This is a genomic window from Streptomyces sp. NPDC031049, assembly GCF_055571015.1.
In genome coordinates this window covers 277,704-289,608 of the sequence record NZ_JBVIGC010000003.1, presented here as the reverse complement: position 1 = coordinate 289,608, position 11,905 = coordinate 277,704, and the positions used below count along the sequence as shown (strand labels likewise).

11 protein-coding genes are annotated in these 11,905 nt (G+C 74.5%); 4 read left to right on the top strand and 7 right to left on the bottom strand.

Annotated features, from left to right (window positions below):
• Window positions 1–59 precede the first annotated feature (59 nt).
• Together ACZ45Q_RS06990 and pgfA are read right to left on the bottom strand one after the other, a co-directional pair.
• Window positions 60–1,211, bottom strand: a complete 1,152-nt coding sequence (locus ACZ45Q_RS06990) for a glycosyltransferase family 4 protein (protein ID WP_468256053.1) — start codon at window positions 1,209–1,211, stop codon at window positions 60–62.
• Window positions 1,212–1,437: 226 nt separating this feature from the next.
• A complete protein-coding gene (pgfA, locus tag ACZ45Q_RS06985; protein ID WP_468256050.1) occupies window positions 1,438–2,424 on the bottom strand; it encodes a cell envelope lipid trafficking protein PgfA in 987 nt (328 codons plus the stop codon).
• Window positions 2,425–2,616: 192 nt separating this feature from the next.
• Between pgfA and ACZ45Q_RS06980 the strand changes: the two genes are divergently transcribed.
• From ACZ45Q_RS06980 to ACZ45Q_RS06965, 4 genes are all read left to right on the top strand, one after another.
• A complete protein-coding gene (locus ACZ45Q_RS06980) occupies window positions 2,617–2,769 on the top strand; it encodes a hypothetical protein (protein ID WP_468256047.1) in 153 nt (50 codons plus the stop codon).
• A 3-nt stretch (window positions 2,770–2,772) separates the two neighbouring features.
• Window positions 2,773–4,026: a PucR family transcriptional regulator gene (locus tag ACZ45Q_RS06975; RefSeq protein WP_468256044.1), complete on the top strand. Its 1,254-nt coding sequence runs from the start codon at window positions 2,773–2,775 to the stop codon at window positions 4,024–4,026.
• A 253-nt stretch (window positions 4,027–4,279) separates the two neighbouring features.
• The gene (locus ACZ45Q_RS06970) at window positions 4,280–5,053 is read left to right on the top strand and encodes an IclR family transcriptional regulator (RefSeq protein ID WP_468256042.1); all 774 of its coding nucleotides are present in this window, start codon (window positions 4,280–4,282) and stop codon (window positions 5,051–5,053) included.
• Window positions 5,050–5,901 carry an SMP-30/gluconolactonase/LRE family protein gene (locus ACZ45Q_RS06965; protein WP_468256039.1) on the top strand — a complete coding sequence of 284 codons (852 nt, stop codon included), beginning with the start codon at window positions 5,050–5,052 and terminating at the stop codon, window positions 5,899–5,901. Before ACZ45Q_RS06970 ends, ACZ45Q_RS06965 begins: the two co-directional genes overlap by 4 nt.
• 221 nt (window positions 5,902–6,122) lie before the next feature.
• Here ACZ45Q_RS06965 and ACZ45Q_RS06960 read toward each other — a convergent pair whose 3' ends face one another.
• The 5 genes from ACZ45Q_RS06960 to ACZ45Q_RS06940 all read right to left on the bottom strand — a co-directional run bounded on the left by ACZ45Q_RS06960 (window position 6,123) and on the right by ACZ45Q_RS06940 (window position 11,838).
• Complete coding sequence (locus tag ACZ45Q_RS06960; protein ID WP_468256036.1) at window positions 6,123–7,604, bottom strand: NAD(P)/FAD-dependent oxidoreductase; 1,482 nt, start codon at window positions 7,602–7,604, stop codon at window positions 6,123–6,125.
• A 31-nt stretch (window positions 7,605–7,635) separates the two neighbouring features.
• Window positions 7,636–8,823, bottom strand: a complete 1,188-nt coding sequence (locus ACZ45Q_RS06955) for an MAB_1171c family putative transporter (RefSeq protein WP_468256033.1) — start codon at window positions 8,821–8,823, stop codon at window positions 7,636–7,638.
• A gap of 31 nt (window positions 8,824–8,854) precedes the next feature.
• Complete coding sequence (locus tag ACZ45Q_RS06950; RefSeq protein ID WP_468256030.1) at window positions 8,855–10,036, bottom strand: MAB_1171c family putative transporter; 1,182 nt, start codon at window positions 10,034–10,036, stop codon at window positions 8,855–8,857.
• Window positions 10,033–10,539, bottom strand: a complete 507-nt coding sequence (locus tag ACZ45Q_RS06945) for a toxin (RefSeq protein ID WP_468256027.1) — start codon at window positions 10,537–10,539, stop codon at window positions 10,033–10,035. The genes ACZ45Q_RS06950 and ACZ45Q_RS06945 overlap by 4 nt, the downstream gene beginning before the upstream one ends.
• 96 nt (window positions 10,540–10,635) lie before the next feature.
• On the bottom strand, window positions 10,636–11,838 hold the full coding sequence (locus tag ACZ45Q_RS06940) for an MAB_1171c family putative transporter (RefSeq protein ID WP_468256024.1): 1,203 nt from the start codon (window positions 11,836–11,838) through the stop codon (window positions 10,636–10,638).
• Window positions 11,839–11,905: the final 67 nt, after the last annotated feature.

Sequence of the window (11,905 nt, the reverse complement as noted above, 5' to 3'; positions counted from 1 at the left end):
CGACAGGCCACGACGAACCCGCAGCCGCCCGGCGATCTTGCCCACACGGCGATCAGGCGTCACCGTCCCCCACCCCTCACCGCCTCCGCGGCGACGGCCCGGAACTGCCGCACCGTCCGCTCCCAGCGATACCCCGCCGCTCGCTCCTGCGCCGCCTTCCCCATCAGCTCCCGGCGTCGCGCGGACAGCGCCAGCGCGCACCAGGCCGCCGCGAAGGAAGACTCGCCGTGCGCCAGCACCCCCGTCTCGCCGTCCACCACGGAGTCGCGCAGACCGGGCACGTCGAAGGCGACCGCGGGGGTCCGGCGGGCCGCGGCCTCGGTCACCACCAGCCCCCAGCCCTCCACCGCCGACGGATGCAGCAGCAGCCAGGCCGCGCACAGCAGCCGGTGCTTCTCCGCCTCGGTGACATGACCGGTGAACTCCACGCCGGGACCGGCGAGTTGCTCCAGCCGTTCCCGCTCGGGGCCGTCGCCGACGATCAGCAGCCGGCCGCCGGTGACCGGGCGGACCCGTTCCCACAGCCGCAGCAGCAGGTCGATCCGCTTGTACTCGACCAGCCGGCCCACCGCCACGAACAGGGGGTCCGGGGAGCGGTCGGCGCTCGGGCCGGGTTCCTCGACGCCGTTGTGCACGACCCGGATGCGGTCCCGTTCGACGCCGATGGCGCGCAGGGCGTGGGCGGTGGACGGGGAGACGGCGACCAGCAGTCCGCGCCGCCGGGCACCGGTCAGCGCCCAGTGCTCCAGCCTTCGGCCGAGCCGTGCGGCCGGGGCCAGCGGGCCGCCGAACCGCATCCGCCACAGATCGGTGTGCACATGGTTGACCAGGCACAGCGTGGGGCCGCGGTGCCACAGCGGGGCCAGATAGGGCATGCCGTTGCACACCTCGACGAGCAGGTCGGTCTCGCCGACCTGGCGGGCGAAGGCGGAGCGGGCGCGCAGGTAGTGGCCGTAGGCGCCGCCCGCGGACACCACGCGGTAGTCGCGGTAGGACGCGGGCCCGCCGCACAGCAGGGTGACCTGGTGGCCGAGCCGGGTCAGGCCGTCGGCGAGCCGGTCGACCAGCAGTTCGGAGCCGCCGGCCGACGGGTTGCCCAGGTCTCGGTGGGCGAGGAAGGTGATCCGGCGCGGATGTGGGGGGAGCGCCGGAGGGTGCTGCGGCACGCTGGGGAACGCGGTGCGCAGCGAGGAGGGCACGTGCTGGGGCATCGGTGCTCCAACTCGTCTCGGAGTGCGGAACTCGGCGTGGGGAAGAAGGGGGCGCGGACCGCTGCGGTCGCGCCCCGGCGTGCGGTGCTGCGGGGTTCCTGAGCCGTTCCTGGGAGGGGGTGTGGACGGGGCGTGCTCGGGTGGGATGGGACAGTTTTCGCCGAGCCGTTCCCCACGGCTACTCACGTGCGTGACAATTTCCGGCTTTGTTAGAGCTGATGTCACATCACTTCGTGAGGGCGGGCTCCGCCGATCCGGGCATTTCGGGCTCCGTGCGGGGGCGACGGCCGCGCGCCACCAGCACGCCCCCGGTGACCGCGAGGACGAGTCCCACCGCGGCGGCACCGATCGGCAGGGTCCGGCCCACCAGGCGCAGCTGACCGCTGTCCTTCTTCGCCTGGTCGACGGCGAACTTCTGGGTCTCCTCGGTGAACGACAGCTTCCGGCTGTCCAGCAGAACCGCGGCGTCCTGGTCGGCGCCCGGGGCGCGCAGGGTCTGCCGCGGGCCGGTCTGCGCGTAGACCACCCGGCCCGTGGCCTGGTCGACGACCAGCTCGATGCCGTGGTTGGCGTACCACTCCTCGGCCAGCACCTGCGGCCGCTCCGGCTGGTCCACGAGGCTGCCGGGGACCAGCCGGGTGCCGGTCTTCGTGGCCGGCACCTCGGCGGTGAAGCGGAGGCCCTCGTACCCGCGGATCTTCTTGCGGCCCTCGTAGTGCAGGACCACCGTCGAACCCAGGGTGTTGTCCCACCAGCGGTAGGAACGTTCCTGCACGTCGAAGGGGAACTTCAGGTACGCCTCGCCCTCGATGTACGGCTTCTCGCCGCAGCAGTGCACCGGCCGGTTGGAGTCGCGGTCGCTGACCCAGCGGTGCGGGGTGAAGTCCAGCGCGTCGTGCGGGTCGGCGGCGGGCAGCGACTTCTCGGTGTCGACCGAGGTGATCACGTCCCAGACCGCGGCGCCGCTGCGCTCGCTCTCGGCCACGTCGCCGCGGACCCGCTGGGTGACGGTGATCTTCTGGTCGGGCACGGTCTCGACGCGGTCCAGGTCGAAGACGCTGCCGGTGCCGGTGTAGACGGCGGTGGTGTCGATGTCGATCGGGTTCACCGCGGCACGCGGCTTGACGTACCAGGCGAGCAGCGGGGCCAGGACCAGCAGGAACGTGCCGAGACCCAGCATGATCAGGGAAAACGGGGAAGCAGTGCGGCGCATCCGGGCGCTCCAGGAAGTGGAGGAACGTGACGGGAACGTGCGCGTTCGGTATGGGCCGGGAACCGTAGGCGCCTCTTGACGCGGTGTCAATGCTTGTCGACACTGGCCCCGACAGGCAGGGGCGGGACGCCCGGGTGGGGCATGACCGCGCACCGAATCCGGACGGATCCGGACAGAGAGGCTGACCCTGCGATGTCCAGACTGCTCGCCGCCGCGCTGACCGTCGCGCTCGCCGCCGCCCTCGCCGTGGGCGCCGCGCTCGGTGTCGTCGCGCTGCTCCAGGCCACGCCCGACCAGCCCAACAACCCCATGATCACCTACGAGCACGCCGGTCAGGGGGACTGACCCGTGCCGGCCGCCCGCCCGGGAACCGTCGCCGCCCGATCGGCCTGGCAGGACGTGCCCCGCTACCAGGTCCGCCAGTTCGCCGCGGTCGCCCTGGCCGAGGCGCCCTCGCTGGCCGAGCAGATCCTGCGCGAGATCCGGCGCGAGTACCCCCATCTGCCCCTCGTCCTCGACGACTCCGGCGAACCGATGGCACTGGTCGGGATCCGCCGCGCCATCGAGGCGTTCGTCAAGCACCTGGAGCACGCGGCCGACTCGGACGGCCGCCCGACCGTCCCGCCCGACGTCTTCCAGGAGTTCGGCCGCGGCGAGGGCCTCAACGGCCGTTCGCTGGACTCGCTCCAGGCGATCTACCGCATGGGCGTACGGCTGGCCTGGCGGCGCTTCGCCGACATCGGCCAGCGCGTCGAGATCCCGCCGCCGGCCATGTACGAACTGGTCGACGCGGGCTACGAGTACCTCGACGGCCTGGTCGACCAGTCCGTGCGCGGCTACGCCGAGGCCGCCGCCCGGCAGGCCGGGGAGCGGCTGCGCCTCCAGCGCCGCCTGATGGAGCTGCTGTTCGCCGAGCAGCACCGGGGCGACGCCGCCGAGGTGCTGGCCGAACGGGCCGCCCGGATCGGCTGGCCGCTGCCGAGGAAGGTCGCCGTCGGTGTCCTGCTGCGCCCGGCGCGGGAGGCGGTCGCGCCCGCCGTCGGCCAGGGCGTGCTGCTCGACATGGAGTACGAGCAGCCCCGTATGGTCGTGCCCGAACCGGACGCCGCCGGCCGCCCCGAGCTGCTGAGCCGCGCCCTGACCGGCTGGGCCGGCGCCATCGGCCCGCCCGTCGCGCTCGCCGACGCCGCCAAGTCGCTGCGCTGGGCCGAGGCCGCCGTACGCCTGATGGAACGGCGGCTGCTGCCCGCCGGGGAGGTGCTGCACTGCACCGAGCACACCGAGGCGCTCGTGCTGCTCCAGCCCGAGGAGCTGATCGACGACCTGGCCGTGCGGTGTCTGGCGCCGCTGGCGCACTGCGGGCCGACGCACGGGCGCCGGCTCGCCCAGACGCTCCTGGCCTGGCTGGAGACGCGGGGCGGGGCGCCGGAGGTGGCGGCGCGGCTCGGGGTCCATCCGCAGACGGTCCGGTACCGGCTGCGGCAGATCCGGGAGCTGTGGGGGGACGAGATCGACGATCCCGACCGGCGGTTCGAACTGGAGCTGGTGCTGCGGGCGCGGCGCTTGCGGGGGGAGCTGGGGGCGCCTCCACTCGGGGGGTAGCCGTCGTCGGACGGGTGCGGGTTTGCTGTGGCTGGTCGCGCCCACGCGGCGGAGCCGCACATCGGCACAGCCCGGCGCCCCTTGGCAGCGTTGCCCGCCCGCCCCCCGAGAGCGACAGGGGCGTCGTCGTGCCGTATACCGGCGTCGCTGGACCGTTGCCTTCGATGGTGAGGCGTGACTAGCCTTTGTTCGTCATGCCGATCGCCTGTTGGTATTTCGAACGCAGGCTGGGACTCAGGAAGGGGGCCGGACCGTGGGACGCCTCGTACCTGCCGTGACCCGGGCTCTCGACATTCTGGAGCTCTTCCTCGACGGGGACGGCACGCTCTCCGCCCCGGACATCGTGCGCAAGCTCCAACTGCCGCGCACCACCGTGCACGAGCTGGTCACCACGCTCGCCGCGCGCAAGTACATCGTCCCGGTGCCCGGCCAGCCCGGACGCTACCGCCTCGGCGTGCGGCCGTACCAGCTCGGCGCCCGCTACGCCGAGCACCTGGACCTCGCCGCCGAGGGCCAGCAGGTCGCCCGGTCCGTCGCCGAGACCTGCGACGAGACCGTGCACGTGGCGATCCTCGAGGACACCGACGTCATCTACATCGCCAAGGTCGACTCCACGCACGCCGTGCGCATGGTGTCGGCGGCCGGGCGCCGGCTGCCCGCGCACTGCACCTCCGTCGGCAAGATGCTGCTGGCCTCGCTGCCCGAGCGGGAGCTGGCCGCCCGTGTCCCCGACGGCGCGGAGCTGGCCGCGATGACCCCGAACAGCATCACCGACCCGGCCCTGCTGCGCGAGGCGCTGGCGGAGATCCGGCAGCGGGGCATCGCCGTCGAGAGCCGCGAGTCCAACCCGGACGTCAGCTGCGTGGCCGCCCCGGTCCGCGACCGCACCGGTCAGGTGGTCGCCGCCCTGTCCATCTCGGTGCCGATGATCCGCTGGAGCGACGAACGCCGCGCCGAGCTGGAGGAACTGGCCGTCAAGGGCGCCGCCGACCTGTCCGAGCGTCTCGGCCACCGGAGCGCGGCATGACGGGGTACGAGGTGGCGGTACGCGCCGAGGCCGCGCTCGGCGAGGGACCGACCTGGGACCCGGACACGGGCCGGCTGATCTGGGTGGACATCCTCGGCTGCCGGGTGCACACCTACGACCCGGCCACCGGCCGCCGGACGCTGCGCACCACCGAGCAGCACGTGGGCGCCGCCAAACCGCGCGCCGGCGGCGGTCTGGTCCTCAACCTCCGCGACGGCATCGGCCTGGTCGACCCCGACGGCACCTTCCGCCGGCTGCTGCACGACCCGGTCCCGGGCCGCCGCGGCAACGACGCCGCCGTCGCGCCCGACGGCAGCCTGTGGGCGGGGACCATGCGCTACGACGAGGCGCCCGGCGGCGGCACGCTCAGCCGGGTCACCGGCGACGGCACCGCCCGCGTGATGCTGGACGACGTGGCGGTCAGCAACGGCACCGGCTGGAGCCCCGACGGCCGGCTGATGTACTACATCGACTCGCCGACGCGCCGCGTCGACGTCTTCGACCACGACGCCGACGACGGCCGGGTCACCGGGCGCCGCCCCCTGGCCGCGATCGAGGAGGGCGCGGGATTCCCGGACGGCCTCACCGTGGACGCCGACGGCTGTGTGTGGGTCGCCCTGTGGGACGGCGCGGCGGTCCGCCGCTACACCCCCGACGGGCGGCTCGACCGGGTGATCGAACTGCCGGTCCCCCGGGTCACGGCCTGCGCCTTCGGCGGCGCGGACCTGACCGACCTGTACGTCACCACCGCCCGCACGGGCCTGACCGCCCCGCACCCGGTGGCGGGCAGCCTGCTGGTGGTACCGGACGCCGGCAAGGGCCTGCCACAGCCCGCCTTCAGGGGCTGACCCCGGCCCTCCGGGGAACGCGGCCCGGAGATCCCGGGTCCCGGCGGTCCCGGGCGGGCGGGCGTCCGGGGGGCGACGGGCGTTGTCCAGTGGGTGAGCCCGGGGGCGGCGTCCGGGGCGCCGGGTGTCGACCGGTCGGTGAGCCGTGGCGGCCGGCGGCCCCTCCGCCACGGACGGGCCCCGCCGCTGCCGGGCCGCCGGGCCCGCGGCAGGGGCGGGCCTCAGTGGCCGGGACGGGCCCCGGCCCGTTCCAGTGTGTGCAGGATCTGCCGTTCCCCGCGGGTCAGGGGCGGTTCGGCGGCCGGGGGCAGGGCGGGGCCGGTCAGCGTGGCCAGCAGGGCGTCCGGGCGCAGCACCCGCGCCGGGCCCGAGAGGATGCTGGTGACGTCCCACAGCGCGGCGGCGGCCGGGTAGGAGCCGGTCGCCGCCTTCGTCAGCCGGCGGGTGAACGCGGCGGCGAGACGGTCCGCCGGACCGGGCCGGCCGCCCCGCACCCGCGGGTACAGCACGTCCTGGCCGACGGCCGTCGCCCAGGCCCCGTCCACCGACCGGGCGGCCCCGCGCTGCACCCGGCGCGCGAGACCGGGCGCGGCCGGACCGGCGCGGCGCACCTCCCGGGCGAGGACCCGCGCGCCGAGCGCGGCCACCGACATGCCCTGCCCGTAGGCCGGGTTGAAGGTGGCCAGCGCGTCCCCGAGCACGACGAACCCCTCGGGCCACTGCCGGGCCCTCTCCGCGTACCGCCGCACATTGCTCGTGCTGCGGCTGACGTGGACGTCGGTGAGCGGCTCCGCACCCAAGATCAGCCGGCCCACGATCGGGTGCGGCAGCCGCAGCGTGTAGCGCAGGAAGCCGTCGGGGTCGGCCGGCGGCTCCGCGCCCCGGGTGCCGGCCAGGCTCACCATCCAGCGGCCGTCCTCGATCGGCAGCACCATGCCGCTGCGACCCGGCCGGCCCGCGTACGGATCGGGCTGGACGACCGTCAGCGGAAAGCTTTCAGCACCCTCGGGCACGCGGTAGATGCGGGTGGCGTTGACCAGACCGGAGTCCACGCCGCGCTCCCGGATGCCGGACACCCCCAGCTCCCCGAGCCAGCCGAGGAAGCGGGAGCCGCGCCCGCTCGCGTCCACGACGAGCGCGGCGCCGAGCACCTCCTCGCCGGAGCCGGAGCCGGAGCCGGAGCGCGAGCCCGAGCCGGTTCCGGTTCCGGTTCCCGAGCCGGTTCCGGCCCCGGCGCCGACGGCGGTCCTGACCCCGGTGACCCGGTCCGCCCCGCCGGCCAGCCCCACGGCGCCGGCCCGGCGTATGCGGACCCCGGGAAGGGCCTCGACGGCCTCCCGCACCACCCAGTCCAGCAGCGCCCGGCTGCACGTCACCATGGCGGGCCCCGGATGCCGCCAGCGCCGGAACCAGCCGTCCGGGGTGAGCACCACCATCCCCTGGCCGAGGGAGACTTCATGGGCGCCGGCGGCCAGCAGCCGCTTGCGCAGGCTCACTCCCGGCAGGAGTTCCTCCATGGCGTCCATGCCGCCGGCCATCAGCAGGTGCGCGTGGCGGCCCTGCGGCACGCCCCGGCGGTGCTGGGGGCCGTCCGGCAGGTCGTCGCGCTCGAGCACGATCACCTCGTCGACGGCGCTGGACAGCGCCGCCGCGGCCAGCAGGCCGGCCAGGCCGGCACCGATGACGACAGCTCTGACGGGCATGGGACTCCTCGGGGTTCGCCGGTGCCCGCGGTCAGCCGTGGTTCCACCCGTGGGCGGCCCTCACCGTACCTTCACGAACGGCGCTCGCGGCAGGTGATGCGGCCAGCGCCTCCGCCAGCTCCACCAGCCCGCTGGTCCCAGAGACCTCCGTGGCGTGCAGCCGGTGGGTGCTCGGCGTGCGCAGCGGCTCCTCCCGGGCGGCGACGCGGCGCGCGGCGTCGGCGAGCATCGCCGCCTCCGCGGCCAGCCGGGCCTGGTGGTCGGAGTGGCCCGCGCGCAGCGCCGCCTGACGGGCCCGCTCGCGCACCCGGTCGTCGAAGTACGGGGCGAGCGCCAGCAGGGCGTCGTGGATGGAGACCTCGCGCCACTGCAACCGCTCCCGCGGCAGCTGCCACCAGGCGGCCGGCGGTGTCGGCGCGGCCTGGACGAAGCGCAGCAGCGCCCACAGCGGACCGAGCCGCCGGTAGTCGTCCAGGCCACGCCAGTGGGCCAGGGCCGCGGGCAGCAGCCGGGGCAGCACGAAGCCGGCGGAGCAGGTGAGCGCGCCGAGCGAGGCCATCGGCGGGGCGACGGACGTGGACAGGAAGTCCAGGTCATGGCCGGCCAGTCGGGCCACGACCGCCGTGTACTTGGCCAGCTGGAAGCCCACCAGGTCCATCAGGCACCCGGCCGTGATCAGGTGCAGCCCGGTCCGCAGCAGCCCCGTGACCTCCCGGGCCCACTTGACGCACACCGCGCACATGATCAGCATGGCCGCGCTGTGCCCGGCCAGGTAGAGCAGGATCATCTCCCGCAGGAACGGCGCGTCGGCGTAGTAGGTGTCGAGGTCGGTCAGCCGCTCGGTGTGCGCGTCCCCCAGCGCGAACAGCACGACGAGGGCGACGATCAGCAGCGCGTAGGCGGCCATGGTGCGCAGCACCCGGCGGCGGACCCGCTCCCGGGGCCCGCCACGCCAGTTGATCAGCAGCACCACCAGCGAGCAGCTGTACGCCGAGAGCATCCCGTAGGTCAGCGGCGCGCCGAAGTTCGGTACGCCGGTGACATCGTTGACGGCGGCCAGGGTGAGCGGTGCCGAGCAGACGAAGACGAGGGCGCCCAGCAGGATCGCCGCGCAGGTGGACACGGTCAGCGGATCGCGGAGCGCCACGCTCGGCCGGCGCAGCAGCACCACCGAGGACAGGGCGAAGACCAGGGCCGCCAGATACACGACGAGGCTCATGCCCGTGACCTCCGTCCGGTCCGCGCCCGGTTCATACGGTGCCCGTGGCGGTGGCGGCGTCCTGCCGGGCGGCGGGGCGCTCCGCGCCGGTCAGCGCGTCGGCGACCATGGCGAGCACCCCGGGTCCGGGCACCGGCAGCGCCGGCCGCTCGTCCGTCCCGTGCGGCGGCGGGAGGGCGGCCGGGTCCGGGTCCGCCGGTTCCCGGACGGCGGTGGCGACGACCGCCGCCCAGGCGGCGGCCTCGGCCCGCTCCGGGTCGCCGGCCTTGTCGAGCACCGTCTGCCGGGTCCGCTCGTACAGGGAGCGGTCCAGACGGACGTCCAGGTGGCTGAGGGCGTTGTGGATGCTGGTCTGACGCCACATCAGCCGGGTGGTGGGGGAGGCGAACCGGGGCCGGGGCAGTTGCAGCGACCGGGCCGCGAGGACCCCGGACAGCTCCCGCTCCAGCGGTTCCAGGCGCGTGTACATCCGCCGGGCCCGCCGCCAGTCCGCCAGCTGCGGCCCCACCAGCGGGATGAGCACGCCGGTGACGGTCACCAGGGCGCCCAGCCCGGCGGCGGCCGGGGAGACGCCGGTGGCCAGCACCGACCAGTCCCGGCCGCTCCAGTGGGCGGCGACGGCGACGAACTTGGCGACGCTGTACCCGGCGTTGCACAGCGTGCCGACGCCGAGGACGGTCAGGCCGACCCGCAGCGGGCCGCTCACCTGCCGGGCCCAGCGCAGCGCCGAGACGGTGGTGACGCCGACGGCCGCGAGATGGCCGGTCAGGTACAGCACGATCATGTGGCCGATGTAGGGCGTGGTCGCGTAGTAGGTGTCGAAGTCGGTGCGCCGCTCCTCGGGGGCGTCGCCGAGGGCGAAGGCGGTGGCGATGCCGAGGACCACGCAGGCGTAGGCGGCGATCCAGCGGCGGGCGGTCCGGCGCACGTGCGGCCCGCCCCTCCAGTAGACGATGAGCACCTGGCTGGCGGCGCTGTAGGCGGTGATCGAGGCGTACGTCACCGGTGCCGCCAGGTTGGGGGCGCCGCCGAGGCGGTTGACGGCGCCGACGGTCGGCGGGGCGCCGAGGAAGAAGCACAGCCCGGCCAGGCCCAGCACGGCGCAGATGGCCCGCAGATAGGGGTCGGAGCGGTGCCGTATCAGGTCCGGTGCCTTCACCAGCAGGCCGAGCCACAGCACGGCGCAGCTGATGTAGTTCACCAGGCCGCTCATCCGCGCGTCCCGCGGTAGTTGAGCGCGGCCCCGATGCGGCCGGCCAGGCCCTGGGTGTCGCTGCCCCGCGCGGCGTACACCGAGTCCTCCGACGCCTCCAGCCAGGTGCGCAGCCGACGCCCCATCAGCATGCCGAAACGGTCGGCCTCCTGTTCCTCGGCGAGGCTGAAGTCGGTGCGGGCGGCGACCGCCTGCGGGGCGCCGGCCGGGGCTCCGCCGGGCCGGGCGTCGTCCTGACGGCGGCTCATGTGCCACACCTCGTGGCACAGGATCACGATCTGGTGCCAGACCGCGGCCCGCCGGTCGACCACGACCACGTCCTGGTGCTCGCCCTCCAGCCAGAGCCCGCTGGCGGTGTGCGGCGGGAAGGTCTCGCGGCGCACCACCAGGTCCCGGCCCCGCCAGGCGGCGACGGATTCCACCAGCGCCTCGAACAGGACCTCGGGGTCGGCGGGGATCGGGACCCGGATGGGGTCGATGAGAGCGTCAGCGAGGCGACGCATCTGCCTGCTCGTCCGCACCGTTCACCCCTTGCTCGCCTGGTTGCGCGGTCACCTGTGCAATATGCCAAGACATACGTGCTCCCAGCCAGCTACCGGTCAGTCGGCGACCGGAACGTTGCCTTCCTGAGCGGCCGCACGGGCGCGCACGGCCCGGAGGTCGTCGGGGCGGCGCAGGGCCCGCGACACCGCGCCGATCTCCCGCAGCAGTTCGGTGGTGTCGCGGTCGTCACCGGCCTGTGCCGGGCGGGGACGGGCGTCCACGGCGTCCAGCACGGCGACCGCCGCGGCCAGCGCCCTCGCCCGTTCCGGCGGGAAGCCGAGGCCGCGGGCGGCGGCGTAGCAGCGGTGGCGCAGCTCCTCGTCCATGGCGCGGGCCAGCGGCAACAGGGTGTCGCGGATGAACGTCTCACGTCGGGTCAGGCGCAGTTCGGGGCTGGAGCGCAGCTCGAAGGGCACGCCGCCGCCGTGCACGGTGCGCATCAGGGCGTACAGCGGGCGCAGTTCGTGGTGGGCGAGCCGCAACCGCCAGCGTTCGTGGAGGTACTGGCCGGCGTGCGGGAGGATGAAGCCGACCGCGATGAGAATGGCCGACAGACAGGCCACCGGCGGTGCGACGTCGGTGTTCAGCCGGTCCAGGTCGCCGCCCGTCCAGCGGGCGGCGACGGCGGTGAGCTTGGCGGCGTCGAAGACCAGGTTCATCGCGTAGCCGAGGCCGAGGAACTTCAGGCCCCAGCGCAGCCAGGCGTCGAGGCCGTCGGTGCGGATCCAGTTCCAGATCAGCTTGGACGTCACGAGCGCGGCCGTGGTGTGCGCGAGCAGGTACAGCAGGATCAGCTCGCGCATGTACGGCGTGGTGGCGTAGTACGTGTCCAGGTCCTGGAGCCGTTCCTCGGACGCGTCGGCGAGGGCGAACAGCACCCACAGGGCGACGATGACGCCGCCGTAGACGGAGACGACCCAGCGCCGGGCGCGGCGGGTGGCCGAGGACCGGTCGGACAGGCCGTTGCGCCAGGCGATGATCAGCAGCAGACAGGACCCGCAGAAGGCGGTCAGCAGGGAGTACACCCAGGGCGCCGAGATGTTCGGCACGCCGGTGACGCGGTTGACCCGGGCGATCGTGGAGGGCGCGACGAAGACGAACACGGCGCAGGCCAGGAGCAGCAGCCCGCCGACGGCGCGCAGCAGCGGGTCGTTCCAGAACCGGATGATGGTGGGCAGTTTGATGGCGAGGGCGGCGGCCAGGACGGTGGCCGGGACCCACCAGAACTCGGTGTAGAACCCGCTGAGGAATCCGCCCATCGCGCCCCCTTCTCGCCCCCGCCCCGCGGCGCTGTCGAGCGTACGCGCTGGAAAGTCCTGCGCAACC

Bases quoted from the DNA above. Each gene is read 5' to 3' on its own strand.
- ACZ45Q_RS06990 (WP_468256053.1), bottom strand. From the start codon at position 1,211: ATGCCCCAGCACGTGCCCTCCTCGCTGCGCACCGCGTTCCCCAGCGTG.
- pgfA (WP_468256050.1), bottom strand. From the start codon at position 2,424: ATGCGCCGCACTGCTTCCCCGTTTTCCCTGATCATGCTGGGTCTCGGC.
- ACZ45Q_RS06980 (WP_468256047.1), top strand. From the start codon at position 2,617: ATGTCCAGACTGCTCGCCGCCGCGCTGACCGTCGCGCTCGCCGCCGCC.
- ACZ45Q_RS06965 (WP_468256039.1), top strand. From the start codon at position 5,050: ATGACGGGGTACGAGGTGGCGGTACGCGCCGAGGCCGCGCTCGGCGAG.
- ACZ45Q_RS06960 (WP_468256036.1), bottom strand. From the start codon at position 7,604: ATGCCCGTCAGAGCTGTCGTCATCGGTGCCGGCCTGGCCGGCCTGCTG.
- ACZ45Q_RS06955 (WP_468256033.1), bottom strand. From the start codon at position 8,823: ATGAGCCTCGTCGTGTATCTGGCGGCCCTGGTCTTCGCCCTGTCCTCG.
- ACZ45Q_RS06950 (WP_468256030.1), bottom strand. From the start codon at position 10,036: ATGAGCGGCCTGGTGAACTACATCAGCTGCGCCGTGCTGTGGCTCGGC.
- ACZ45Q_RS06945 (WP_468256027.1), bottom strand. From the start codon at position 10,539: ATGCGTCGCCTCGCTGACGCTCTCATCGACCCCATCCGGGTCCCGATC.
- ACZ45Q_RS06940 (WP_468256024.1), bottom strand. From the start codon at position 11,838: ATGGGCGGATTCCTCAGCGGGTTCTACACCGAGTTCTGGTGGGTCCCG.